Consider the following 25,319-nt stretch of genomic DNA (forward strand, 5'->3'; position numbering starts at 1 on the left):
GGCCTGGACCGGCGGCGGCGCAGCCTGGGCGGCGGCCTGCTGGGCGGCCTGGGCCGCAGCGGCCTGTTCGGCGGCGCGGGCGCGAGCGGCGGCCTCGGCCTCGGCGCGCGCGCGTTCTTCACGGGCCCGGCGCTCCGCTTCCTGGCGGGCCTGCTGCTGGCGGGCGAGCTCGATGGCGCGGGCGCGAGCGGCGCGTTCCTCGGGCGACAGGCCGTCACCGGCCCCGCCGGCCGGACCTTGCTGGCGCGGGGCGCCGCCACCGCCGCCCTGCGGGCCGCGGTTGTCGAACACCCGCTTCTCAGCGGAAGACGGCGCGGCGAGGTTGCCGCCGCCCGGCGCATGGGTGCGCGGGCGCTTGGTCTCGACGACCACCGTCTTGGAACGGCCGTGGCTGAAGCTCTGCTTCACCGTGCCGGCGCTGACCGATCCGGCCCCACGGGGCTTGAGGGTCAGGGGCTGGCGTCCGCCCGGGGCGGAGGGTCGGCCGTTGTTGTTATCGTCGCTCATGCGCTCGCTTTACTCACCGGCCGGCGGATCCGGCCCATCGGATAATCGAATAGAGGCGCGCGGGGCGTTTCGGCCCCGTTCACCTCAAGGCTCCTCGCGCCAACTCTCAGGAAGGAGCGGACTGAAACCCGCCAGCCGGTGGACGTCCTGCGCCCAACGATCGGCGGCTCGCCCCGCAAGGAAGGCGGTGTGTATCACATTCTCCAGCCCCAAGGCCAAACCCAATTCGGCCGACGTGTAGAGGCCGACCAGGCCGGGCGGAGGAGACTGCTTGCGGGCTTGCGCCCAGATCTTGCGCCGGCCGTCGGCGGCGCCGTCCGACGCCTCGATCAACCAGGCGGCCTTGCCGGCGGTGATCGCGGCGAGGACCTTTTCGTAGCCCGAGGTAAGATCGCCGGCCTTCCGTGCAAGGCCCAGAGACGACAAAACCCGTCGCCGCAGCAGGTTTTCGACCTGGTCGGCAAGATCCGGCGGCGCCTGGAGCTTCGCCTTGGCGGCCCGCGAGAACAGGCCCTTCTTGGCGGCGGCGGCCACCGACGCCCGGTCGGCGGCGACCCACAGGCCGCGCCCCGGCAGCTTGCGGGCAAGGTCTGGCACCACGAGCCCATCGGGGCCGGCGACGAAACGGACGAGGCGCGCCTCGTCCATCACCTCGCCGGAGACGATGTCCCGCCGCTCGCGGGAGGCCTCGGCGTGGGTCCTGGCTTCACTCATGACCGGCTCCGCCGATCGGGAAGGAACCACAGGCGACGCGGACCCCACGGAAGGGGGCGGCCCTGACGCTGCCTGCCGGGACCTCCACGCCTTCCGTGCTTTCCGTGTCGTCCGTGGTTCTCATTCCATGCCGCTCCGCGGCGGGCGGTCAGGCGTCGCGGGACTCGCCGGCCATCTCCGCCTCGGCGAAGGCCTCGGTGTCCTCGATCGGCTCTTCCTCGACCTCGGGCTCCGGCGGGGCCTCGACCCAGCCCATGGCGATGCGGGCGCGCATGATCAGGGTTTCGGCGTCCTGGGCGTCCAGGCCGAAGTTCTCGAGGATGCCCGGCTCGCGCACACGCTCGCCGTCTCGGGTCTCGAACCAGCCGCGCAGGTCGTCGGGCACCAGGCCGGCGAAGTCCTCGACGGTCTTGATGCCGCCCTCGCCGAGCGCCACGGCCATCGGCAGGGTGACGCCTTCGATCTCGAGCACCGCATCGTCGACGCCGAGCTCACGCCGCTTGGCGTCGTACTCGGCGGCTTCCTTCTCGAGGTAGTCGCGGGCGCGGGCCTGGATCTCCTCGGCGGTGTCCTCGTCGAAGCCTTCGATGGCGGCCACTTCGGAGGAGTCCACGTAGGCCACGTCCTCGACGGTGGCGAAGCCCTCGGTGACCAGCAGTTGGGCGATGACCTCGTCCACGTCCAGGGCTTCCTGGAACAGCGCCGTACGCTCGGTGAACTCGCGCTGGCGGCGCTCGCTCTCCTGGCTCTCGGTCATGATGTCGATCTGCCAGCCGGTGAGCTGGGAGGCGAGGCGGACGTTCTGGCCGCGGCGGCCGATGGCCAGCGAGAGCTGCTCATCCGGCACCACGACTTCGACGCGCTCGTCCTCCTCGTCCATGACGACCTTGGACACTTCGGCGGGGGCCAGCGCGTTCACGATGAACGTCGCCTCGTCCGGGCTCCACTGGATGATGTCGATCTTCTCGCCCTGCAGCTCGGCGACCACGGCCTGGACGCGGCTGCCGCGCATGCCGACGCAGGCGCCGACGGGATCGATGGAGCTGTCGTTCGAGACCACCGCCATCTTGGCGCGGCTGCCCGGGTCCCGCGCCACGGCGCGGATCTCGATCACGCCGTCGTAGACCTCCGGCACTTCCTGCGCGAACAGCTTGGCCATGAAGCCGCCGTGGGCGCGGGACAGCAGGATCTGCGGGCCCTTGGTCTCACGCCGGACGTCGTAGATGTAGCAGCGGATCCGGTCGCCGATGTTGAAATTCTCGCGCGGGATCGACTGGTCGCGGCGCATGATGCCTTCGCCGCGGCCGAGGTCGACGACCACGTTGCCGTATTCCACGCGCTTGACCGTGCCGTTGACGATCTCGCCGACGCGGTCCTTGTACTCCTCGTACTGGCGCTCGCGCTCGGCCTCGCGGACCTTTCCGGTCACCACCTGGCGGGCCATCTGGGTCTGCACCCGGCCGAACTCGAAGGGCGGCAGGATCTCCTCGTAGGTCTTGCCCACGAAGGCGTCCTTGTCGGTGCGCAGCGCGTCCGAGAGGCGGACGATGCCGGCCGGCTCCTCGGCGGGAACCTCGGTCCCGTCCTCGGCCTCGGTGACGCCGAAGGTGGCGTCGTCGGCGACCACGGTGACCACGCGCTTGACGGTGGTCTCGCCGGTCTTCGGGTCGATCCGGACGCGGATGTCGTGCTCGGCGCCGTAGCGTGCGCGGGCGCCCTTCTGGATCGCCTCCTCGATGGCTTCGATGACCACCTCCTTGTCGATCGCCTTCTCGCGGGCGACCGCTTCGGCGATCTGGAGGAGTTCAAGCCGGTTGGCGGAGATGCCGGTGAGGCTCATTCCCTGAGAGTCCTTCTACTCGGAAGACTGTTGTTGTTCGGCGGCGACGCGGGCGGCGCGGATCTCCGCGCCCCGCTTCATCAGTTCGTCGCTGAGGACGAGCTTCGCTTCGGTGATCCAGGCGAAGGGGACGAGCGCCGTCTCCTCCTCGCCGTCGAGGTCGATGGCGACATTGTCGCCCTCCACGCCGGCCAGCACGCCGCGGAAGCGCTTGCGGCCCTCGGCCAGCCGGTCGAGCTCCAGGCGAGCCTCGTAGCCCTCGAAGGTCTCGAAGTCGCGCAGCCGGGTGAGCGGGCGGTCGACGCCGGGGGAGGAGACCTCCAGCAGGTATTCGCCGGCGATCGGGTCGGCGGCGTCCATGACCTCGGACACGGCGCGCGAGAGCCGGGCGCAGTCCTCGACGTTCATATCGCCGTCCGACGGCCGCTCGGCCATGATCTGGAGCCTGCGCTGCTCCTTGCCGCTCATCAGGCGAAGACGGACGATCTCATAGCCCGCGGCCTCGGCCACGGGATCGAGCAGCTCCAGGAGCCTGGCGTCTTCAGCGGTCTTCCCGCGCATGTCTCGGCCGTTCCTCCGGCAAACAAAAAAGCGGCCGGGCCGGAGCCCGCCGCTTGAGAGCGCCATCCAGCGCTATCAGCGATGTTGTAGGGGAATATAGCGGGCGATCAGGGGTTTGTCAGCCCCCCGCCCGCCCCCTTGCCCGACCTGCCGCCGACCCGGCGCGACGCGGGGGCCTTTACTCCCGGCTGGCCATGCCGCACAGAGCGCCCCTCACTTCTGTGTGTCCCTGAAAGACCTCCCCATGGACCTCTCCAAGATCCCCGTCGGCGAGAACCCGCCGTACGACGTCAACGCCGTCATCGAGATCCCGCAGGGCGGCGAGCCGGTGAAGTACGAGCTGGACAAGGAGTCCGGCGCGATCTTCGTCGACCGCTTCCTGCACACGGCGATGTTCTATCCCGGCAACTATGGCTTCATCCCGCACACCCTCGCCGACGACGGCGACCCGATGGACATCATCGTGGTCGGTCCGACCCCGGTGGTGCCGGGCGCCATCATCCGGGCCCGTCCGGTGGGCGCCCTGATCATGCGCGACGAGGCCGGTGGCGACGAGAAGATCCTCGCCGTGCCGGTGGACAAGCTCCACCCGTTCTACGTCGGGGTCGACAGTTGGCGGGCGCTGCCCACCATCCTGACCGAGCAGATCGCCCACTTCTTCAAGCACTACAAGGACCTGGAAAAGGGCAAGAGCGTCGAGATCGTCCGCTGGGCCGACGCCGCCGAGGCGGCCGAGCTGATCAAGACCTCGATCGAGGCCTACGCCGCCAAGCAGGCGGGTTGAGCGGAACGTCGCTCCCCTTCAGGGGGAGCCGTCGGCGCAGCCGACTGAGGGGGTCGTTCGTCGTCGGCGCGACCCCCTCCACCGCCCCACGGTGCGGGAGCTAGACGCGGACGAAATCCAGAAACACCGGGGCGCAGTCGCCGAGGCGCTTCTCCTCATAGCGCGTGGTGACGTGGTCGGCCGGCGGCACGCGCCAATCGTCGGCCCGTTCGGCGACCCAGCGAAAGGCCGGGCTGGCGGTCAGCCGCTCCAGGCTCCAGTCCACATAGTCGGCCCAGTCCGAGGCGAAGCGCAGGCGACCGCCCGGCTTCAGCACGCGCGCCAGTTCGGCGACCAGATCCGCCTGCACCAAGCGGCGCTTGTGGTGCCGGGCCTTGGGCCAAGGATCCGGAAACAGGATGAAGACCCGCGCCACACTGGCGTCGGGCAGGTGCGACAGCATCTCGCGGGCGTCGCCGTCCTTCACCCGCACATTCCCCAGCACCTGCTCGTCGAGGTGCCGGAGCGCGCTGGCCACGCCGTTCTGGAACGGCTCGGCGCCCAGGATCAGGATGTCGGGATGGCGGGCTGCCTGGGCGGCCATGTGCTCGCCGCCGCCGAAGCCGATCTCCACCCACACCTCATGGGCGTCGGGCTTCAGGGCGCGTGGATCGAACGGCTCGGCCGGGACGCGGACCTGCGGCAGCAGGGTGTCCATCAGCGCGGCCTGCCGCGGCTTGATCACGCGCGACTTGATGCGGCCGTAGGAGCGGAGCGGCGGGTGGGCGTCGGACATCTTCAACAACTAGCCGTCGTGACCGGGATTGTCCCGGCCACCCGTGAACTCCAAGGCCGCTGGAGGCCAGCCCGCCATCATCGATCCCCGGCGGAAGACCGGGGATCGATCGGGCGGAAGACCGATCAGACCAGCTTCTTGAGCTCGTCCACCAGGTCGGTGCGCTCCCAGGAGAAGCCGCCCTCGTTGTCGGGCGTGCGGCCGAAGTGGCCGTAGGCGGCGGTGCGGGCGTAGATCGGCTTGTTGAGGCCGAGGTGCTCGCGGATCGCGCGCGGGGTGGCGCCCCCGATCAGCTCGGGCAGGGCGAGCTCCAGCTTGGCCGGATCGACCTGGCCGGTCTCGTGCAGGTCGACGTAGAAGCTCAGCGGCTCAGCCACGCCGATGGCGTAGCTGATCTGAATGGTGCAGCGGCGGGCAAGGCCGGCGGCGACCACGTTCTTCGCCAGGTAGCGGCAGGCGTACGCGGCCGACCGGTCCACCTTGGTGGGATCCTTGCCCGAAAAGGCGCCGCCGCCGTGCGGGGCAGCGCCGCCGTAGGTGTCGACGATGATCTTGCGGCCGGTGAGGCCCGCGTCGCCGTCCGGACCGCCGATCTCGAAGCGGCCGGTCGGGTTGACCAGGTACTTGGTCTTCTTGGTCAACAGACCGTCCGGGAAGACGCTGTCGATGTAAGGCTTGATGACTTCCTGCACGCGCTTGGGCGTGGCCGACTGCACCCCGATGCGCTTCTTGTGCTGGGTGGAGACGACGATCTTCAGCACCTCGACCGGGCGGCCGTTCTCGTAGCGCAGGGTGACCTGGCTCTTGGCGTCGGGCTCGAGCACGGCGCACTCGCCGGACTTCCGCACCTCGGCCAGCCGCCGCAGGATGTCGTGCGAGAACTGCAGGGTGGCCGGCATCAGCTCCGGCGTCTCGTCGCAGGCGTAGCCGAACATGATGCCCTGGTCGCCCGCCCCCTCGTCCTTCTTATCGGAGGCGTCGACGCCCTGGGCGATGTGGGCGGACTGCTCGTGCAGGAAGCAGGCGAACTTCGCCTTGTCCCAGTGGAAGCCCTTCTGCTCGTAGCCGATGTCCTTCACCGCCGCGCGCACCTTGGGCTCGAGGCTGCGGACGATCTCCTTGGTGAGCGCCTTGTTCTCGACCTTCGACCCGCCGGGGCGGCCGGCGCGGACTTCGCCGGCGAGCACGATCCGGTTGGTGGTGACCAGGGTCTCGCAGGCCACGCGGGCTTCCGGCTCCACGCTCAGGAAGGCGTCGACGACCGTGTCGGAGATCCGGTCGGCGACCTTGTCCGGATGGCCCTCGGACACGCTTTCGGAGGTGAAGATGTAGTTGGAACGGCTCAAGGCGGGCTCCGGATGGAACTGTAGGGCGCCGCCCCCCGGCGAGCGCCCGGCTAGAAGGTCCGAAAGCCTATAAAGAAATCTTTATATCCCGCAAGCGCGGCGTGGCGGCGCGGGGGCGCCGGCGGCTCAGAGCGCGGGCTCGTCGCCGCCCATGGCCCGGACCAGCTCGAGGATCTTGCGGCGGACGCGAGGTTCGCGGATCCGTGGGAAGGCAGCCGCGAGCTCCAGGCCCTCGGCGGTGAGCAGGAAGTCCTGCATGGTCTGCTTGGGCAGGTTCGAGCCATGCGGCTCGGTCGCGCCGAGGCCCTCGTAGAAGTAGGCCACGGAGGTGTTCAGCGCCCGCGCCATCTCCCAGAGCTTGGAGGCGCTCACGCGGTTGGCGGCGCGCTCATATTTCTGGACCTGCTGGAAGGTGAGCCCGATCGACTCGGCGAGCCGCTCCTGGCTGACGCCCAGCTCCTTGCGCCGCATCCGGATTCGCAGGCCAACGTGCCGGTCGATCGGGTTCGGGCCGGAGTCGAGGTCAGCGAGCTTGTTCATCAAAGCTCCACATCGCGAGTGGGTGTGTCTGGAAAAACAGGGGGGACGCGGACGCGGACGCGGCTTCAACGAACTCGGCGAACGCGGCGAGCGACAACTGGTACGGCGGAGGCTAGCAACAGGAGGGCGAAAGGCAAGTCTCCAACCCTTCCGTACGCGGTTGGTTTCAAGGCCGGCGGCAGGGGCGCGTCGATGACCCCGAACTTGCCGAGCCCGAGCCGCGCGTCGGGCAGCACACGGCCGTAGGCGTCGATCACCGCCGAGACGCCCGTGGGCGTGGATCGCACCATCGGGAGGCCTTCCTCGATGGCCCGGTAGCTGGCGAGATTGAGATGCTGCAGGGGCCCGCTGGTCTGGCCGAACCAGGCGTCGTTGGAGATGTTGAGGATCCAGGCCGGGCGGATGCCGGTGCGCTTCACCGCCTGTCGTGTGAAGCCTGGGAACAGGGCCTCGTAGCAGATCAGCGGCTGCAGGGCCGGCACGCCCCACGGGGCCACCGACGCCGGCGGCGGACCGGCCGTGAAGTCCTCCGGCATGTGCACCAGGCTGCGGACCCCGATCTTGGTGGCCACCTCGCCGAACGGCAGGAACTCGCCGAACGGCACCAGCCGGTGCTTGTCGTAGACGCCGGTGACGCGCAGGCCCTCGGCCTCCCGGCGCAGCGCCACGAGGCTGTTGAAGTAACGGGCGTCGCCAGAGGGCTCGACCTCCACGCGGTTGGCGCCCATCAGCAGGGTCTGGCCCTCGGTGAAGGCGGCGACGAACGCCGGACCGTAGGGGGACTCCGGGGCGAGCAGCTCGTCGATCACCGCCGGCAGGGCGCCCTCGGGCCAGATGACGATCTGCGGCGGCCGGGTGGCGGGTCGCTGCGAAAGGCCGACGTAGGTCTGGAAGATCAGCCGCAGGTTCTCGGGCCGCCACTTCTCCTTCTGGTCGATCATCGCCTGCACGATCCGCACCGTGGGCGCGCCGGCCGCCGGGGCGGCGGCATGCGACAGGCGCCCGAGTCCGAAGGCGTAGAGGCTGGCGAGCCCGCCCACGAGAACGGCCGCGGCGAGCGCGCGGGCCGGCCGGCCGGTGCGGTCGAACAGCACGGCGGGGCCGGCGGCGAGGGCCAGGGTGATCCAGGTCAGGCCATAGGAGCCGACCACCGCTGCGGCCTGGGACGGCGCGGAACCGGCGGCCCAGGTCTCGCCGGGCAGGTTCCAGGGGAAGCCGGTGAAGATGTGCCCGCGAATCCACTCCAGCAGGGCGAAGGCCCCCGCGAACACCAGCACGCGGGCGAACCCGGCCGGCGCGGCCCAGCGGTAGAGCACCCCCGCCAGCCCCCAGAACAGCGCGAGACCGCCGGCCAGGAAGACGAGCGCGAAGGGCGCCATCCAGCCGTGGGCGGCGACGTCGACCAGGAAGGCCTCCACGACCCACCAGACGCTGATCGCGAAATAGCCGAGGCCGGCCAGCCAGCCGCGCAGGAAGGCCGATCGATAGGGCCGGGAGGCCGGCGCGTCCAGCAGCGCCAGAAGAGCCGCGTAGCCGAGCAGGCCTGGCAGAACCCCGAACGGCGGGTGGGCCAAGCCGGCGGCGAGGCCGGCGCTCAGAGCCCAAAGCCGCACCGCCCACGGCGACAGCCGCGCGATCACGGAGCCGGCGTCTCGGCGGCAGCGACGGGACCGGCGGCAGCCGGCCGCACGCGCAGGCGGCGGACCCGGCGCGGATCGGCCGACAGCACGTCGATGACGAAGCCGCCGGGGTGTTCGATGCGCTCGCCGCGCTGCGGCACCCGTCCGGTCAGCGTGTTCAGCAGTCCCGCGACGGTGTCGATCTCCTCGTCCACCTCCTCGGGCGCCAGGTCGACCCCCTCGCCCATGGCGAGTTCGAGTTCCTCCAGCGGGGTGCGGGCGTCGACGACCCAACCCTGCTCGTCGTGGACGATCGGCGACCAGCCTTCGTCGCCCTCCTCGTCGTGCTCGTCCTCGATTTGGCCGACCAGGGTCTCCAGCAGGTCTTCCAGAGTGACGAGGCCGTCGGTGCCGCCGAACTCGTCGATGACGAGCGCCATGTGGCTGTGCCGCGCGCGCATCATGGTCAGCAGCTCGGCCGCCCGCATCGACGCGGGCACGTAGAGGGCGGGGCGGATGAGGTTGTAGCGGCCCATGAGGATCTGGTCCTCGGGCTTAGGCTTGCGGGTCTTGCGAGCCAGCAGCTTGAAGATGTCCTTCACGTGGACGACGCCCACCGGCTCGTCCAGCGTATCCTTGTAGACCGGCATCCGGCTGTGCTCGGCCTCGACGAAGCGGGCGACCACCTCACCGAAGGTGGACGAGCGGTCGATGGCGATGATGTCGGCCCGGGGCTTCATCACGTCCTCGACGCGCAGGTCCTGGAAGGCGCGGGCCTGGCTGACCAGCTCGCCGGTGGCCTGAGCCACGGGCTCAGGCACAGGGTCGGCGGCGGGCTCCGGCTTGCGGAACAGGTTGAACAGCCCGAACAGCCCGCGGCGGCCGGGCTCGGGACTACTCGGAGGGTCAGGGTCGGTCATGGTCTCCCTCGCCGGCCGCGTAGGGATCGGGGATCCCCAGTCCGGCCAGGACGATGCGTTCGAGGCCTTCCATTGCTTCGGCCTCCTCATCGGTCATGTGGTCGTATCCTAGTAGGTGCAGCACCCCGTGCGCCACCAGATGCTGCAGATGGTGCGCGAGCGGCTTGCCCTGCTCGGCAGCCTCGCGTGCGCAGACGCCGTAGGCCAGGGCCACGTCGCCGAGGTGCTTCTCCGGGTTCGGCGGCGCCGGAAAGCTGAGCACGTTGGTGGGCGCGTCGCGGTCGCGGAACCGGGCGTTCAGCTCGCGCACGGCCGTGTCGTCGGTGAGCAGCAGGGTGACGTGCTCGCCGTCCGCGCCCTCGGACAGCAGCACCGCCTCGGCGGCGCGGCGCACGAGCGCCTCCGCGTCCGGCTGGGCCCCCGTCCAGGCGGGGTCCTCGATCTCGATGTCGATCACCGGTCGGTCATTCACCGGTCATCCGGGCCCTTGTCGCCGCGGCTGCGCGCGGCGTCGGCATCGTAGGCCCGCACGATCCGCTCCACCAGCGGGTGGCGGACCACGTCGGCGGTGGAGAAGCGGGTGACGCCGATGCCCTTCACGCCCTCCAGCAGGCCCACGGCGTGGGCGAGGCCGGAGTCCCGGGCGTTCACCAGGTCCACCTGGCTGGGGTCGCCGGTGACGACCATGCGCGCGCCCTCGCCAAGGCGGGTCAGCACCATCTTCATCTGCAGCCTTGTGGCGTTCTGCGCCTCGTCGACGATGACATAGGCATGGCTGAGCGTGCGCCCGCGCAGGAAGGCGATGGGGGCGACCTCGATCTCTCCCTTCTCGCGGCGGCGGCGGAGCTGGTCGGCGCCCAGGATGTCGGTCAGCGCCTCCCAGACGGGCGCCATGTAGGGATCGACCTTCTCGTTCATGTCGCCGGGCAGGAAGCCCAGGCGCTCGCCGGCCTCCACGGCCGGGCGGGAGACGATCAGGCGGTCCACCTCGCCGCGCAGCAGCAGCCCCGCGCCGTGGGCCACGGCCAGGAATGTCTTGCCGGTGCCGGCCGGACCGAGGCCGAAGACCAGCTCGCAGCCTGCCAGCGCCTGCAGGTACTCGGCCTGGGTGGCGGTCTTGGGCGCGACCTGCCCGCGGCGGCCGACCGGCAGCGAGCCCGGCGCGCCGCCGGCGCCGGTGCGCGCCTGGCCAATGGCCACGCGCACGTCGGCCTCGGAGATCTCCAGCCCCTGGTCGGCCCGGTCGGCGATGGCCTGCACTGCCTTCTTCGCCTGGGCCCGGGCCTTGGAGTCGCCCGACAGGCTGACCCCGCCGCCGGGGGTCTCCACGAGCACGCCGAAGGCGTCCTCGATCAGGGCGGCGTGACGCGAGTTGGCGCCGGCGACCGCACGGGCGGCGGCGTCGGACAGGGTGATGAATTCAGGCGCGCGGCTCAAACGGGCTCCAGTTCCCCAGTGGTCGCCAGGACACCCGCCAGGCTGTTGCGGCCGGCGTCCCCGATCTTCACCGTAACGATCTGGCCGAGCAGACGATCCGGAGCCTCGGCGTGGACCGCCTGCAGATAGGGGCTGCGGCCGATAAGCTGGCCGGGATGGCGGCCCTTCTTCTCGAACAGGATCGGCAGCTCACGGCCGGACTGCGCAGCGTTGAACGCGCGCTGCTGTTCCTCGAGCAGGGCCTGTAGGCGAGCAAGCCGCTCGTCCTTCACCTCTTCGGCCACCTGGCCCGCCATGGCGGCCGCCGGCGTGCCCGGACGGCGGGAGTACTTGAACGAGAACGCGCTGGCGTAGCCCACCTCGCGCACGAGCTGCAGGGTCGCCTCGAAGTCGGCGTCACGCTCGCCGGGGAAGCCGACGATGAAATCGCCGCTGATGGCGATGTCGGGCCGGGCGGCGCGGATGCGCTCGATCAGGCGCACGTAGCTCTCGGCGGTGTGGGCCCGGTTCATGGCCTTCAGCACCTTGTCCGACCCCGCCTGCACCGGCAGGTGCAGGTAGGGCATCAGGGCTTCCACCTCGCCGTGAGCGGCGATCAGCGCGTCGTCCATGTCACGCGGATGGCTGGTGGTGTAGCGGATGCGGTCCAGGCCCTCGATGCGGGCCAGCCGCTTCACGAGACCCGCAAGCCCGCCTTCCGCGCCCTCGGGATCGGCGTAGGCGTTGACGTTCTGGCCGAGCAGGGTGACCTCGCGCACGCCCTTCTCGGCCAGCGCACGAGCTTCGGCCTCGATCGCGGACGCCGGGCGGCTCCACTCGCCGCCGCGGGTGTAGGGCACCACGCAGAAGGTGCAGAACTTGTCGCAGCCCTCCTGCACCGTGAGAAATGCCGTGACGCCGGTCGGCCGGCGGGCTGTGGTCAGCGCATCGAACTTCTCGTCGGGCGCGAAGTCGGCGGCCAGTCGCTCGCCGCGGGCCCGGTGCGCGCGCGCGATCAGCTCGGGGAGCTGATGGTAGGCTTGCGGGCCGACCACGAGGTCGACCGCCGGCTGGCGGCGCATGATCTCCTCGCCTTCGGCCTGGGCCACGCAGCCGGCGACGGCGATGGTCATCTGGCCGCCGGCGCTGGCCTTCTCCTGCTTCAGGCGCTTGATCTGGCCGAGCTCGGAATAGACCTTCTCGGTGGCCTTCTCGCGGATGTGGCAGGTGTTCAGCACCACGAGGTCCGCGCCCTCCGGATCGTCCGTGACGCCATAGCCCAGCGGCGCCAGCACGTCGGCCATGCGCTCGCTGTCGTAGACGTTCATCTGACAGCCGTAGGTCTTGATGTAGAGGCGCTTGAGGGGCGCGGTCTCGGACATGGCCCGCGTTATGGGGACGGCGGGGCGCACGCGCAACTCCTCTCCCGACGTCTACGGGAGGCGGGCAAGGCCGGAGGGCCGCGCCGACTAGTCCTCGATGGGCATGCCGTAGAGCTCGAGACGGTGGTCGACGAGCTTGTAGCCGAGCTTGCGGGCGATGGCTTCCTGCAGGGCCTCGATCTCAGGGTCCATGAACTCCACGACCTTGCCCGTCTTCATGTCGATCAGGTGGTCGTGGTGCTCGTCCTGGTGCTCCTCGTAGCGGGAGCGGCCGTCGCGGAAGTCGTGGCGCTGGATGATGCCGGCTTCCTCGAACAGTCGCACGGTCCGGTAGACGGTGGCGATGGAGATGTGCGGATCGACCGCGTGAGCCCGCCGGTGCAGCTCCTCCACGTCGGGATGGTCGTGGGCCTCGGAAAGCACGCGCGCGATCACCCGGCGCTGCTCGGTCATGCGCATCCCTTTTTCGATGCACAGCTTCTCGATGCGGTCCGGCACGGCCAAGGCTCCAGGCTCCTTCAGTTTCTGAGGATAGGTCTAAGAGGGCTGGGATGTAAGGTCGAGGCGCATCACGAGGGCGTCCACACGTCCTTCGTCGCCGCGATCGTAGTAGTTGCGGCGCAGCCCTGCCCGCCGAAAGCCCAGGGAGGCGTAGAGGGCGGCGGCCGGCGCGTTGTCGTCGGCGACCTCGAGGAAGGCGGCCTCGGCGCCCGCCTCGCGGGCCGCCCCGAGCGCCGTGGCCATCAGGCTCCGCGCGACACCGCGGCGGCGGACGGTGGGATCCACCGCGATGGTCAGCACCTCCATCTCTCCGGCCGCGACGCGGCACAGGGCCATTCCCACCGGCCGCTCGCCCGCGCGCGCCAGCAGGCCGAACACGCCGGGGCCGGCGAACAGCCGATGGATGGCCGCGGCGTCCCATGGTTGCGGGAAGCCCTCGGCATGGACCTGGGCCAGCGCGGCGGCGTCGTCCGCCGTCGCCCAGCCGAGCTGCAGCTCGCCGCTCACGTGGGAAGCCGCGCGTCCGGCGCGCGGAGGTAGAGGGGGCGGACCGGCGTTGGCGGCTTGGCGGCCGCGAGCCGGGCGACGTGCCGGGCGTCGGCGCCCTCGGCCGCGACCACCCGGGCGCCGGGGGCCACGTCGGCCAGCAGCGACGCGCCGGAGCCCACGAGGGTCAAGGGACGTCCCCCGGCGAGCTCCACGAGCCGGGCGGCCGCCGTGGGGATGGCCAGTGCGTCGGGGGCCATCAGCGGTCGACCGGCTTCGAAGCCCTGCAGGTAGAGCTGGTCGCGGCGGGCGTCGATGGCGGCGAAGACCAGGCCATCGGCCTCGGCCGCCAGGGCGTCCAGCGCGCCCACCCCGACTGCGGGGACGCCGAGCGCCGACGCGAGCCCCTTGGCGAACGCCACCCCGACTCTCAGCCCGGTGAACGAGCCCGGGCCGACGGTGACGCCGACGCGGTCCAGGCGGTCGAAGGCGAGGCCAGCGTCGCCCATGACCCGCTCGACCATGGGGGCCAGCCGCTCCTGGTGGCCGCGCGCCATGACCTCGGAGGCATGGGCCAGCACCTCGTCGCCGCGCAGCACGGCGACAGAGCAGGCGTTCAGACAGGTGTCGAGGCCGAGCGTGATCACGAGGCGGCGTTAGACGATTGGGGACGCCGCGGAAAGGGTCAGCCGAGCGTCTGCTCGACGCGGGTCACCTCGGGCACATAGTGCTTGAGCATGTTCTCCACGCCCGCCTTCAGGGTGGCGGTGGAGGATGGGCAGCCCGAGCAGGCGCCGCGCATGTTGAGCCAGACCACGCCGGTGTCGACGTCGAAGCGGCTAAACAGGATGTCGCCGCCGTCCTGCGCCACGGCCGGGCGGATGCGGGTGTCGAGCAGGTCCTTGATCTCGGCGACAATCTGGGCCGTCTCGCCTTCGTAGACCCCTTCGTCATGGCCGCCGGACTGGGCGTCGCCGGTGTCGGCGAACAGCGGCCGGCCGGCGGTGAAGTGGTCCATGATGGCGGCGAGGATCGGCGCCTTGAGGTGCGGCCAGTCGTAGGACGGGTGCTTGCCCACCGTGACGAAGTCCGGGCCGAAGAACACCCGGGCGACGCCCTCGAGGTCGAAGAGATCCGCCGCCAGCGGCGAGGCGGCCGCCTCGTCCGCGTCGCGGAAGTCGCGCGTGCCCTCGCCCATGACCGCGCGGCCGGGCAGGAACTTCAGGACCTCGGGGTTCGGGGTCGGCTCGGTCTGAATGAACATGGGCGAGATGTGGCGCTTCGGAGGGTGCGGCGCAAGTTCGCGCGCTCGCCTGAAGGCGGCGCTACGCCAGGTCAGCGATCTCGGCGTCGGTGAGGTCGCCGGGAACCAGGGTGACGGGGACCTTCCGGGCGCCCCACTTCACCCCTTCCTTGGCGAGCGAGGCCACCAGCGGGCCGGGACCGCGTCCGCCGACGGCGGCGGCGAGCACCAGGATCTTGATGTCCGGGTCCTCGGCGATGGCCTTCTTCAGGGCGGCGCGGGCGCTGTCGGCGTTGACGATCAGGAACTCCGGCGGAAAGCCGGTCTCCTGCTGCACGAATCCGGCCACCTCCTGCAGCACGGCCTCGGCCTCGTCGCGCGTCTGGCGCTCGATCTCCTCGCGCACGCCGCTCCAGTGCTCGAACAGCGCCGGCTCGATCACCCGCAGGATCGCCACGTGACCTCCGGTGGAGCGGGCGCGGCGGCAGGCGAACTTCAGCGCCGCCTGGAACTCCGGCGTGTCGTCGGAGACGACCAGAAACTTGCGCTGGCTGGTGCTCATGGGCGGACGGTGCGGCGAAGCCGGGCGGCGCGCAAGCTCAGCCCGCCCAGAAGCCCACCAGCGACCGAACCTCGGCCATCACCGGGACCGCGATCTCCCGCGCGCGGCGCGCGCCCTCCGCCAGGATCCGGTCGATCTCGGCGGGGTCGGCCAGCAGGCGGCGCATCTCGCCGCCGATCGGCCCCATCACCGAGACGGCCAGATCGGCCAGCTTCGGCTTGAAGGCGCCGAAGCCCTGGCCGGCGAACTCGCCCAGCACCTCGGCCTCCGTGCGGCCGGCCAGGGCGGCGTAAATGCCCACCAGGTTCTTGGCCTCGGGCCGGCCCTCCAGCCCTTCCAGGCTGTCCGGCAGCGGCTCGGGATCGGTCTTGGCCTTGCGGATCTTCTGGGCGATGGCGTCGGCGTCGTCCGTCAGATTGATGCGAGAATTGTCCGACGGATCGGATTTCGACATCTTCGCCTGGCCGTCCCGCAGGCTCATGACGCGCGCGCCGGGCCCCTGGGTCAGCGGCTCGGGCAAGGGGAAGAAGCCGGGCGCCTCGTAGTCGTGGTTGAACTTGCCGGCGATGTCGCGGGTGAGCTCGAGGTGCTGCTTCTGGTCGTCGCCCACCGGCACGTGCGTCGCCTTGTAGATCAGGATGTCGGCGGCCTGGAGCACCGGGTAGGTGTAGAGCCCGACGCTGGCGCGCTCCTTGTGCTTGCCGCTCTTCTCCTTGAACTGGGTCATGCGGTCGAGCCAGCCGAGGCGGGCGACGCAGTTGAAGACCCAGGCCAGCTCGGCGTGCTCGGGCACCGCCGACTGCGGGAAGATGGTGGCGACCTTGGGGTCGAGGCCGGTGGCCAGGTAGGCGGCGGCGATCTCCCGGACCTGGTCCTTCAGCTTCTTCGGGTCCTGCCAGACGGTGATGGCGTGCTGGTCGGCGACGAAGATGAAGGTGGGCGCCTCGTGCTGCAGCCTGGCGAACTTCACCAGCGCGCCAAGATAGTTGCCGAGGTGCAGGTCGCCGGACGGCTGAACGCCGGAGAGCACGCGCTGGGGGCCCGCGTAAGGGGCCGGGGTCTGGTCGGTCATGATCGGAGGCTTCTGAACGGAAGGGACGTGCGGGCGCAAGGGGGCGCGCCGGGTTCAGCGGGTCAGCGGGTCAGCGCCATCGCCAGGTGTTCTTCGCCATGACCCGTGGATAGAGCCCCGCCGCCGCTAGAGCAAGTCGGCGGGGGGAGCGGGGTCGCCCTTCCGGCGGCGGAGCAGGGCCTTGGCCTCGGCCGGGGTGACGCCGCCGAAGGCGAACAACAGGACGGGGTACAGGCCGAGTCCGATCGCGCTGAGCGCGAGGACGACGATCTCCTTCGCCGGCAGGCCCGCGGCGGCGATCGGCGCCTCCAGCTCCGGCCGGAAGTGGACCGCCACCGCGAGCATGACGCCCAGGATTGCGCTGGCGGCGGCCACGCGACCGATCTTGAACAGCGCCGTGGCCGACGGGCGCCAGACGCCGCGGCGGTGAAGGGCCGCCCACATCTGGGCGACGCTGATCCAGGCGGCGATCGACGTCGCCGCCGCGATGCCCCAGAAGCCGACGGTGTGGAACAGCAGGACGCCGAGGACGATGTTCACCCCGACGCTGATGAGCGAAAAGCGCATCGGGGTCTTTGTGTCCTGGCGCGCAAAGAAGGCGGGCTGAAGCACGCGAAGCAGGACGAAAGCCGGCACACCCCAGCCGTAGTGGAAGAGCAAGGTCCCGGTGGCGACCGCGTCGGCGCGGACGAATTCGGCCCGGGTGAAGAAGCCGTCGATCAGATACACCGGCATGGCCATGAGCGCGGCGGCGGCCGGCAGGCTCAGCGCCAGCGCCCAGACGAGGCCCTGGTCCATGGCGGCCTGGGCGTCGCCGTGATCGTCCTTCTGGAGGGCGGCCGAGAGCCTCGGCAGCAGGGCCACGCCGATGGCCACCCCCACCAGGCTCATGGGGAGCTGGTAGAGCCGGTCGGCGACGTTCATCCAGACCCGTAGCCCGTCCACCTGGGAGGCCAGGATGCCGGAGATGAAGATGTTGATCTGCGTGGCGCTGTTGGCGATCGCGGCCGGGATGGCCAGCCGGATCATCGCCTTCATCTCTGGCGTCAGCCTCGGTCGCACAAGGCGGATGCGGCCGCCGGTCCGGTTGGCGCCCCACCAGCAGAGCGCCGCCTGGCCGATCCCTGCGACGATCACCCCGAACGAGGCGGCGTAGGCCGCCCGCACCGGATCCGTCTGCGGGATCACCACCGCCAGCATCACCACATTGAGGATCGTGGGATAGAAGCCCGAGACGATGAACCGCCCATGGGCGTTCAGCACGCCGGAGAACAGGGCCGCGATCGCCATGCACGGCAGGTAGGGCATGGTGATCTGGGTGAGGATGATGGCCAGCTTGAACTTGGCCGGATCGTCCGCGAAGCCGGGGTTGATGACGTACATCAGCCACGGCATCGCAAGCTGGCAGAGAATGGTCAGCGCGACGGTGGCGGCGGCGACGGTGGCCAGGGCGTCGGCGGCGTAGCGGTCGGCCTCGGCCTCGCCATCGGCGGCGAGCTTGCGCGAGTAGCCGGGTACGAAGGCGGCCGCGAAAGCGCCCTCGGCGAAAATCCGCCGGAACAGGTTCGGGAAGGCGAGCGCCGTATAGTACGCGTCGGCCGCGATGGTCTGGCTGGCGCCCAGGCGGGCGGTGATGACGAGGTCCCGAGCCAGGCCCATCACCCGGCTGACCAGGGTCAGCCCCGCGAAGATGGCCGAAGACCGGATCAGCCCGCCGCGTTTCGGAGTGGGATTGGTGGCGGGATTGTCGGTCACCTCGCCTCAGTCTTCCGAGCCGCGCCCGCCGTCAAGCGGCCCAGGCGCCGCGGGCCACCCCGCGCGGGGTGTGGGCCTACCGCGCCACGCTCGCCCGGGCGCGCTGCAGGTGGGCGCGGCGGGCCACCGTCTCCTCCTCACCCGCGGTGAGGGCGGCGAGGAGGGCGGTCTTCAGGGCGTTGCGCCTGCGGGCGTCGGCGAGCTTCCGGCCCTCGGCGTCGACCACGTAGAAGGCGTCGACGGCGCGTTCGCCATAGCTGTCGATGTGCGCCGACAGGATGGAGAGGCCGGCGTCCGACAGGGTCCGGGCGAGCGCCGCCAGCAGGCCAGGGCGGTCCCGCCCCGAGGCCTCCACCACCGTCGACGTCTCCGACGCATCATTGTCGAGCATCACCGTGGGCGTGATGGCGAAGGCCGCCGTGCGCCCGAGGTCCGCCTTTCGGGCGGCCTCGCGGCGGACCGGCTCGCCGCGGGCGGCGGCCTCCAGCGCCTCGGCCAGGCGGGCGAGCGCGCGGGGGTTCTGGTCGCCGAACGGCTGGCCGGTGACGTCCTGGATGTAGAAGACGTCGAGCGCCTGGCCCGTGCGCGAGGTGAAGACCCTGGCGCCCACCACGTTGCCGCCGGCGGCGGTGATCGCCTCGGCGAGGTCGACGAACAGGCGCGGGCGGTCGGCGGCGGCGACCACCAGTTCGGCGGCGTTTCGCTCGATGCTGACCCGGCCCTCGGCCGCGGCGCCGTCCGCGGCCCGGCGGGCCAGCGCGGCGTGGGCCCGGACCTCTTCCGTGGAGAAGGCCGAGAAGTAGGCGTCCTCCATGGCGTCGGACCAGGGCTCCGCCTGTGGGTCCGTGCGGGCCAGCGCCACGCGGGCGTCGTAGGCGGCGTTCTCGTAATGGCGCTTGAGCGCCGCCGCCGCGTCCGAACCGCGGCCGCCCCGGAAGACCGCCTCGGTGGCGGCGTAGAGCTCGCGCATGAGCTGGCCCTTCCAGCCGTTCCAGACGCCGGGCCCCACCGCACGGATGTCGGCGACGGTGAGCACCAGCAGCAGGCGCAGGCGCTCCGGCGTTTCCACGATGCGGGCGAAATCGGCCACGGTGCGCGGATCGGAGACGTCGCGCTTCTGGGCGTAATCACTCATGACCAGGTGGTGCTCGACGAGCCAGGCCACCAGCTCGATCTTCGATCGCTCCAGCCCCAGGCGCTCGCAGGCCTGGCGCGCGGCGCGGGCGCCGGCCTTCTCCTGGCCGCCCACCCCGCCCTTGCCGGTGTCGTGCAGCAGCATGGCCAGGAACAGGGCTTCGCGGTCGTCGATCAGCGGCATGATCTGCGCCGAGAGGGGATGGTCCTGCGCCAGGCGCCCGGCGGCGATGTCGGCGATGACGCCGACGGCGCGAAGGGTGTGCTCGTCCACCGTGTACGAGTGGTACATGTTGAACTGCATCTGGGCGACGATCCGCCCGAACTCGGGAATGAACCGCCCGAGCACCGCGGCCTCGGTCATCAGGCCGAGCGTGCGCTGCGGGTCGCGACCGCGGGCCAGGATGTCGAGGAACACCTTGGCGGCGTGCCGGTCCCGGCGCACGGCGGAGGTGATCAGTCCTGAGCAGCGCGACGCGGCGGTGAAGGCGTCGGGATGCAGGTCGAGGTTGCGCTGGTCGGCGATGCGGAACAGCCGTAGCAGGTTGACCGGGTCCTCCTCGAAGGTCTGCGGCCCGTCCACGGCGAGCCGGCCGCCGATCTCGTGGAAGCCGGGCTCGTCCAGCGGCTTGCGCTTCGGCTGACGGTTGGGAAGCAGGCGCGAGATGCCGGTGGGGCGGCTCTTGACCTTCTCGGCCTCCAGCTTGGCGGCAAAGACCCGGGTGAGCGCCCCCACCTCCTTGGCGATCAGGAAGTAGCGCCGCATGAACCGCTCGACGGCCGGGTTGTCGGCGCGGTCGCCGTAGCCCATGCGACGCGCCAGCTCCGGCTGCAGGTCGAAGGTCAGCCGCTCCTCCGGCCGGCCCGTGGCGAAATGCATGTGGCATCGCACCGCCCACAGGAAGTCGAAGGCGCGGACGAAGGTGCGCACGTCGCGACCCTCGAACATCTCGAGCTGCAGGACCCGCTCGATGTTCTCACCGGGGTGCAGATACTGGGCGATCCAGAACAGGGTGTTGAGGTCCCGGAGCCCGCCCTTCCCCTCCTTCACGTTCGGCTCGACCATGTAGCGGCTCGCGCCGGCGCGGGCGTGGCGGTCGTCGCGCTCCTTCAGCTTGGCGGCGACGAACTCGGCGCCGGTGCCCTTGACCACGTCGGCCTGGAAGCGGCGGATCAGCTCGGCGGCGAGCGGCTCGTCCCCGGCGAGCCGTCGGGCCTCCAGGATCGAGGTGCGGATCGTGAAATCCTCGCGGGCGAGCTTCACGCACTCCTCGATGGTGCGGGACGCATGGCCCACTTTGAAGCCGAGGTCCCAAAGGGCGTAGAGCATGTACTCGATCACGCTCTCGGCGTGCGCCGTCTGCTTGTACGGGCGGACGAACAGCAGATCGATGTCGGAGAAGGGCGCAAGCGTGCCGCGGCCGTAGCCGCCCACCGCCATCAGCGCCAGCCGCTCGCCCTCGGTGGGATTGCGGGCGCGGAACACGTGGACCGTCGTGAAGTCCCACAGCGCGGTGATCACCTCGTCGGTGACGCTGGATAGCAGGCGGGCGGTCTCGATCCCGCCGGCCCCGTTCTCCAGCCGCTCCTTGGCGATCATCCGGCCGCGGAATAGGGCCGCCTTAAGGATCTCCAGCGCCGCCTTGCGCTGGGCCGCCTCGTTGCCGAGGTGCTCCAGGGCCGCGGTGGAGAGCTGCGAACGCAGCTTCACGCCGTCGACGACGTACTCGATGCGGGTCGGGCGCAGGCGGGGCGGCATGGTCCGACCATATAGGACGGGCGTTGCGATTTCGCTCACGGAACGCCTCTCTCCCAGGAGAGGTCGCTCAGAGCATGCCCTTCAGGCGGTAGAGGGCGTCCATGGCCTCGCGGGGGCTCATGCCGTCCAAGTCGAGAACCTTCAGCGCCTCCTCAACTTCGGACGGGCCGCGCAGGCCCGCGGTCTCGGCCTCGGCGACGGCGGCGAACAGGGGCAGGTCGTCGAGCTTGGCGGGCCCGGCGGCCTCGCGCTCCAGCCGCTCCAGCACGTCCTTGGCGCGGGCGACCACCGTCGGCGGAACGCCGGCGAGCTTGGCCACCTGGACGCCGTAGGAGCGGTCGGCGGGACCCGGCCCGGCCTCGTGCAGGAAGATCAGGTCGCCGTTCCACTCCTTGGCCTTCAGGCTGAGGTTGGCGACATAGGCCAGCCGGCCCTCCAGCACGGCGAGCTCGTGGTAGTGGGTGGCGAACAGCGCCCGGCAGCGGTTGGTTTCGTGCAGGGCCTCGGCGCAGGCCCAGGCGATCGCCAGGCCGTCGTAGGTGGCTGTGCCCCGGCCGATCTCGTCGAGAATGACCAGGCTGCGCGGCGTGGCCTGGGTGAGGATGGCGGCGGTCTCCACCATCTCCAGCATGAAGGTCGAGCGCCCGCGGGCGAGGTCGTCGCCGGCCCCCACACGGCTGAACAGGCGATCGACGACGCCGAGCCGCAGCTTCTTCGCCGGCACGAAACAGCCCGCCTGCGCGAGCACGGCCAGGATCGCGTTCTGGCGCAGGAAGGTCGACTTACCGGCCATGTTCGGACCGGTGACGATCGACAGCCGGGGCGCCACCGCGCCGGCGCCGTCCAGACGGCAGTCGTTGGGCGTAAAGGGCTCGCCGGCCCGGCGCACGGCCATCTCGACCACCGGGTGGCGCGCGGCCTCGGCCTCAAAGGCGGTGGAGCGGTCGACCACCGGGCGCGTGGCGCCCACGTCGTCGGCCCACTCGGCGACGGCGGACGCCACGTCCAGGCGGGCGGCCGCCTCGGCCGCGGCCTGCACCAGGGCGGCCACGCCGCACGCGGCGTCGCGCCAAGCCTCGAAGGTCTCCACCTCGATGGCCAGCGCGCGCTCGGCGGCCTGGGCGATCTTCGCGTCCAGTTCGGCGAGTTCCACGGTGGTGAAGCGGACCTGATTGGCGAGCGTCTGGCGGTGGATGAAGGTGGCGTTGAGCGGCGCCTGCATCAGCGGCTCGGCCGCCTTGGCGGTGCACTCCACGAAGTAGCCGAGCACGGCGTTATGGCGGACCTTGAGCGCCACGCCGCTCTCTTCGGCCAGGCGCGCCTCGAGCTGGGCGACGACGCGGCGGCTATCGTCGCGCAGGGTCCGGGCCTGGTCGAGCTCGGGGCGCACGCCTTGCGCCACATAGCCGCCGTCCCGGGCCAGCGCCGGGAGGTCCGGCCCGAGGCCGGTGGCCAGCAGGTCGCGGAACGCCAGCAGCTCGGCGTGCAGGTCGGGATTCAGGGCGGCGAGCGCGCTGGCGATCTCGACCGGCGGATTGACCAGCGGGTCGCGCGTCTGGGCGAACAGGGCGACGATCCCCTCGGCGCCCACCAGGCCGTCGCGCAGGCAGCCGAGGTCGCGCGGCCCGCCGCGGCCGAGCGCCAGCCGGGACAGGGCGCGCGCCATGTCGCCCATGGCCTTAAGCTGGTCGCGCAGGCGCTGCCGCTGGCCCCGGTGCTCGCAGAACCAGGCCACCGCGTCCAGGCGGGCGTCGATGGCCGCCGGGTCGAGCAACGGCCTGGCCAGGCGGGCGGCGAGCAGGCGCGCGCCGGGCGCGGTGACCGTGCGATCGATAGCGGCCAGCAGCGAGCCGTCGCGGGCGCCGGATTGGGCCTTGTCGATCTCCAGGCTCGCGCGGGTCGCCGGGTCGATGGCCATGACGTCGGCCTCACCCGCGCGACGGGGCGCGGATAGGGCCGGCAGCTTGCCAGCCTGCGTTGTTTCCAGATGGGCGGCGATGAGGCCGAGGGCCGCCACCTCAGCGCCGGCGAGCTGACCGAAGCCGTCCAGGGTGTCCACGCCGTAGAGCCGCTTCAGCCGCGCCTCGGACGCCGAGGGCTCGGCGAGGGCGGAGGGCAGCGGCTGGACGAAACCGCCCGACACCTTGAGGGCGGCGCTCACCGCCTCGTCCGAGAACAGCCGGTCGGGGACCAGCACCTCGGAGGGGCCGAGGGCCGCCAGCGCCGAGGCGAGGCCAGAGACGGAAGTCTGCAGCACCTCGACGTCGCCGGTGGAGAGCTCGACGGAAGCCACCGCGGCGGCGCCCGCGCGCACGGCGACCGCGGCCAGGCGATTGGCCCCGCGCGCGTCCAGCAGCCCGTCTTCGGTGAGGGTGCCCGGCGTCACCACGCGCACGATCTCGCGGCGCACCACCGACTTGGAGCCGCGCTTCTTGGCCTCGGCGGGATCCTCCATCTGCTCGCAGAGCGCCACCTTGAAGCCGGCGCGGACGAGCTTGGCCATGTAGGCCTCGGCGGCGTGCACGGGAACGCCGGCCATGGGAATCGGCTGGCCCAGGTGCTGGCCGCGGGCGGTGAGCGTGATGCCGAGGGCGGCCGCCCCCTTCTGGGCGTCCTCGAAGAACAGTTCGTAGAAGTCGCCCATGCGGAAGAAGATCAAGGCGTCCGGCTGGCGGGCCTTGGCCTCGAAGAACTGCGCCATGACCGGCGACGCGCCGGCGGCAGGATCGGGGGTGGCGGTGGGCGACGGCGCGTTCATGGAACGGGCGACGCTATCTTAACGAATCGCTTCGAGGGAGCCCTTGAACCTGCGCCCTAAGGCCCCAAGCTGTGGATGGATGTCCCAGGCCCGTGGAGCGTCGTCCGCCGTCGTCATCTTCCCGCCCGGCCCCGCCGATGCGGAGGGCCTGGCCCACGTGCACGTGACGAGCTGGCGCGAGACCTACAAGGGCCTGCTTCCCGACGCCTTCCTCGCCCGGATGAGCCAGCCCGGGTTCGCCCGGCGGTTCGCCCGCGAGCTCACGCGGCTCAACGGACCGCTCACCCTGGCCGCCGCGGATCGGTTCGGCGTGGTCGGCTACGCGAGCGGCGGCCCTTCCCGTCGCGGCGTGGCCGGCGAGGCGGAGATCGCCGTGCTCTACGTCCTGCAGGCGTCGCAGGGCCGCGGCGTGGGCCGCGAGCTCCTGACCCGCACGGCGCGGGCGCTGCGCGACCAGGGCTTCCAGTCGCTCGTCATCTCGGTGCTGCGCGAGAACTTCCACGCCCGCGGCTTCTACGAGCATCTCGGCGGCGTGGCCGAGCCGGCCCGGCGCGAGCCCGGCCCCGGCGGGTCGATGCTGTGGGAGGTCGCCTACCGGTGGCCGGATATCCGGCGCGTGACGGGGTAGGCGCTACCCGCGCCCTCAGATCTCAGCCGCCTCCGGCGCCGCATAGGTCAGGCTGACGAAGACGTCCTCGAGGTCCGGGTCCTCGGTGGAGATGTCCTTGATGTGCAGGCCGGAGGCGCGGATCGCCGCCAGCACCTGCTCCACCGACGACTGGCCGGTGCGGTAGGAGACCGAGAAGCCGCCCGACTTCAGGAGCTTGGTCTCGAACCCGGGAAGCGCGGGCGCCGCCGCCAGCGGCTCCTCAGGCGTCACCAGAACGTTCCGGGTGTCCATCCGGGCCAGCAGCTTCGGCGTTGGTTCGCAGGCCACCACTTGGCCGCGGTTGACGATGGCGATCTGGTCGCAGAGCTCCTGGGCCTCTTCCAGGTAGTGGGTCGTGAGCACGATGGTCACGCCCTTGCGATTCAGGTCGACCACGTAGTTCCAGAGCTGGCGCCGGAGCTCCACATCCACCCCGGCGGTCGGCTCGTCGAGGATCAGCACCGGCGGGTTGTGGACCATGGCCTTGGCCACCATCAGCCGGCGCTTCATGCCGCCGGAGAGTTGGCGGACGTAGGCCTTCTCCTTGTCGCCGAGGCCCAGCGCGGTGAGCAGCTCCGTGGTGCGGCGCTCCTTCGGCGGCACGGCGTACATCCCGGCGGCCACCTCCAGCGCCTCCCGGGGGGTGAAGAAGGGATCGGCGGCGATCTCCTGGGGCACGACGCCGATGGCTGCGCGGGCGTCGCGCGGGCGCTCGTCGATGTCGCGACCCCAGATCTTCACCGTGCCCGCGGTCTTCTTGGTCAGGCCGGCGAGGATGTTGATGAAGGTGGACTTCCCCGCCCCGTTCGGCCCGAGCAGGCCGAAGATCGACCCTCGCGGGATGGCCAGGTCGATGCCGCGGATCGCGCGCATCTCGGGCGTCGTCTTCGTCGCGGCGTAGGTCTTCACGAGGCCCTTCGCCTCGATCGCGTACTCGGGTAGGTCCATGCCCCGTCCAGTCGTTGACGGCGAAAGCCGTGGTCGCATACCTAGGCG

The 25,319-nt window shown here is 71.1% G+C and carries 24 protein-coding genes; 2 read left to right on the plus strand and 22 right to left on the minus strand.

Annotated features, from left to right (window positions below):
- The 4 genes from ACE3Q8_RS05920 to rimP form a co-directional block, all read right to left on the minus strand.
- Window positions 1–507 (minus strand): IF-2-associated domain-containing protein (locus tag ACE3Q8_RS05920; RefSeq protein ID WP_374469330.1); only part of this gene is annotated, 507 nt, incomplete at its 3' end.
- Between the two features lie 84 nt (window positions 508–591).
- On the minus strand, window positions 592–1,221 hold the full coding sequence (locus tag ACE3Q8_RS05925) for an RNA-binding protein (protein ID WP_374469331.1): 630 nt from the start codon (window positions 1,219–1,221) through the stop codon (window positions 592–594).
- A 148-nt stretch (window positions 1,222–1,369) separates the two neighbouring features.
- The gene (gene nusA / locus ACE3Q8_RS05930) at window positions 1,370–3,061 is read right to left on the minus strand and encodes a transcription termination factor NusA (protein WP_374469332.1); all 1,692 of its coding nucleotides are present in this window, start codon (window positions 3,059–3,061) and stop codon (window positions 1,370–1,372) included.
- 15 nt (window positions 3,062–3,076) lie between these two features.
- Window positions 3,077–3,622, minus strand: coding sequence for a ribosome maturation factor RimP (gene rimP, locus ACE3Q8_RS05935; protein ID WP_374469333.1), 546 nt, complete (start codon window positions 3,620–3,622; stop codon window positions 3,077–3,079).
- A gap of 244 nt (window positions 3,623–3,866) precedes the next feature.
- Between rimP and ppa the strand changes: the two genes are divergently transcribed.
- Entirely contained in the window at window positions 3,867–4,406 is a 540-nt protein-coding gene (ppa, locus tag ACE3Q8_RS05940) for an inorganic diphosphatase (RefSeq protein ID WP_374469334.1), read from the plus strand.
- A 100-nt stretch (window positions 4,407–4,506) separates the two neighbouring features.
- Here ppa and trmB read toward each other — a convergent pair whose 3' ends face one another.
- The 17 genes from trmB to mutS form a co-directional block, all read right to left on the minus strand.
- Entirely contained in the window at window positions 4,507–5,181 is a 675-nt protein-coding gene (gene trmB, locus ACE3Q8_RS05945; RefSeq protein WP_374469335.1) for a tRNA (guanosine(46)-N7)-methyltransferase TrmB, read from the minus strand.
- Window positions 5,182–5,306: 125 nt separating this feature from the next.
- Window positions 5,307–6,527, minus strand: a complete 1,221-nt coding sequence (metK, locus tag ACE3Q8_RS05950) for a methionine adenosyltransferase (RefSeq protein ID WP_374469336.1) — start codon at window positions 6,525–6,527, stop codon at window positions 5,307–5,309.
- Window positions 6,528–6,653: 126 nt separating this feature from the next.
- Window positions 6,654–7,067 (minus strand): helix-turn-helix domain-containing protein, encoded by a 414-nt coding sequence (locus ACE3Q8_RS05955; protein WP_374469337.1) that lies wholly within the window; start codon window positions 7,065–7,067, stop codon window positions 6,654–6,656.
- A 65-nt stretch (window positions 7,068–7,132) separates the two neighbouring features.
- Window positions 7,133–8,707 carry an apolipoprotein N-acyltransferase gene (gene lnt, locus ACE3Q8_RS05960; protein ID WP_374469338.1) on the minus strand — a complete coding sequence of 525 codons (1,575 nt, stop codon included), beginning with the start codon at window positions 8,705–8,707 and terminating at the stop codon, window positions 7,133–7,135.
- The gene (locus tag ACE3Q8_RS05965) at window positions 8,704–9,606 is read right to left on the minus strand and encodes a CBS domain-containing protein (RefSeq protein ID WP_374469339.1); all 903 of its coding nucleotides are present in this window, start codon (window positions 9,604–9,606) and stop codon (window positions 8,704–8,706) included. Before ACE3Q8_RS05965 ends, lnt begins: the two co-directional genes overlap by 4 nt.
- Window positions 9,593–10,078: an rRNA maturation RNase YbeY gene (gene ybeY, locus ACE3Q8_RS05970; protein ID WP_374469340.1), complete on the minus strand. Its 486-nt coding sequence runs from the start codon at window positions 10,076–10,078 to the stop codon at window positions 9,593–9,595. Before ybeY ends, ACE3Q8_RS05965 begins: the two co-directional genes overlap by 14 nt.
- Entirely contained in the window at window positions 10,075–11,043 is a 969-nt protein-coding gene (locus tag ACE3Q8_RS05975) for a PhoH family protein (protein ID WP_374469341.1), read from the minus strand. Before ACE3Q8_RS05975 ends, ybeY begins: the two co-directional genes overlap by 4 nt.
- The gene (gene miaB / locus ACE3Q8_RS05980; protein WP_374469524.1) at window positions 11,040–12,404 is read right to left on the minus strand and encodes a tRNA (N6-isopentenyl adenosine(37)-C2)-methylthiotransferase MiaB; all 1,365 of its coding nucleotides are present in this window, start codon (window positions 12,402–12,404) and stop codon (window positions 11,040–11,042) included. Before miaB ends, ACE3Q8_RS05975 begins: the two co-directional genes overlap by 4 nt.
- A gap of 87 nt (window positions 12,405–12,491) precedes the next feature.
- The gene (locus tag ACE3Q8_RS05985; protein ID WP_374469525.1) at window positions 12,492–12,863 is read right to left on the minus strand and encodes a Fur family transcriptional regulator; all 372 of its coding nucleotides are present in this window, start codon (window positions 12,861–12,863) and stop codon (window positions 12,492–12,494) included.
- 78 nt (window positions 12,864–12,941) lie between these two features.
- A complete protein-coding gene (gene rimI / locus ACE3Q8_RS05990) occupies window positions 12,942–13,412 on the minus strand; it encodes a ribosomal protein S18-alanine N-acetyltransferase (protein ID WP_374469342.1) in 471 nt (156 codons plus the stop codon).
- Window positions 13,409–14,035, minus strand: coding sequence for a tRNA (adenosine(37)-N6)-threonylcarbamoyltransferase complex dimerization subunit type 1 TsaB (tsaB, locus tag ACE3Q8_RS05995; protein WP_374469526.1), 627 nt, complete (start codon window positions 14,033–14,035; stop codon window positions 13,409–13,411). The genes rimI and tsaB overlap by 4 nt, the downstream gene beginning before the upstream one ends.
- A gap of 41 nt (window positions 14,036–14,076) precedes the next feature.
- Entirely contained in the window at window positions 14,077–14,655 is a 579-nt protein-coding gene (locus tag ACE3Q8_RS06000) for a NifU family protein (RefSeq protein WP_374469343.1), read from the minus strand.
- A gap of 61 nt (window positions 14,656–14,716) precedes the next feature.
- Complete coding sequence (locus ACE3Q8_RS06005; RefSeq protein WP_374469344.1) at window positions 14,717–15,196, minus strand: universal stress protein; 480 nt, start codon at window positions 15,194–15,196, stop codon at window positions 14,717–14,719.
- A 37-nt stretch (window positions 15,197–15,233) separates the two neighbouring features.
- Complete coding sequence (gene trpS / locus ACE3Q8_RS06010) at window positions 15,234–16,268, minus strand: tryptophan--tRNA ligase (protein WP_374469345.1); 1,035 nt, start codon at window positions 16,266–16,268, stop codon at window positions 15,234–15,236.
- A 126-nt stretch (window positions 16,269–16,394) separates the two neighbouring features.
- Window positions 16,395–18,023, minus strand: a complete 1,629-nt coding sequence (murJ, locus tag ACE3Q8_RS06015; protein ID WP_374469346.1) for a murein biosynthesis integral membrane protein MurJ — start codon at window positions 18,021–18,023, stop codon at window positions 16,395–16,397.
- Between the two features lie 76 nt (window positions 18,024–18,099).
- On the minus strand, window positions 18,100–20,916 hold the full coding sequence (locus ACE3Q8_RS06020; protein ID WP_374469347.1) for a [protein-PII] uridylyltransferase: 2,817 nt from the start codon (window positions 20,914–20,916) through the stop codon (window positions 18,100–18,102).
- A gap of 67 nt (window positions 20,917–20,983) precedes the next feature.
- Window positions 20,984–23,674, minus strand: a complete 2,691-nt coding sequence (gene mutS / locus ACE3Q8_RS06025) for a DNA mismatch repair protein MutS (RefSeq protein WP_374469348.1) — start codon at window positions 23,672–23,674, stop codon at window positions 20,984–20,986.
- 79 nt (window positions 23,675–23,753) lie between these two features.
- Between mutS and ACE3Q8_RS06030 the strand changes: the two genes are divergently transcribed.
- The gene (locus ACE3Q8_RS06030; RefSeq protein WP_374469349.1) at window positions 23,754–24,302 is read left to right on the plus strand and encodes an N-acetyltransferase family protein; all 549 of its coding nucleotides are present in this window, start codon (window positions 23,754–23,756) and stop codon (window positions 24,300–24,302) included.
- 15 nt (window positions 24,303–24,317) lie between these two features.
- Here the strand turns inward: ACE3Q8_RS06030 and ACE3Q8_RS06035 are convergent, their stop codons facing one another.
- Complete coding sequence (locus ACE3Q8_RS06035; RefSeq protein ID WP_374469350.1) at window positions 24,318–25,271, minus strand: ABC transporter ATP-binding protein; 954 nt, start codon at window positions 25,269–25,271, stop codon at window positions 24,318–24,320.
- Between the last annotated feature and the right edge of the window lie 48 nt (window positions 25,272–25,319).

The organism is Phenylobacterium sp., assembly GCF_041913825.1.
In the GTDB taxonomy this organism is placed as follows: Bacteria; Pseudomonadota; Alphaproteobacteria; order Caulobacterales; family Caulobacteraceae; genus Phenylobacterium.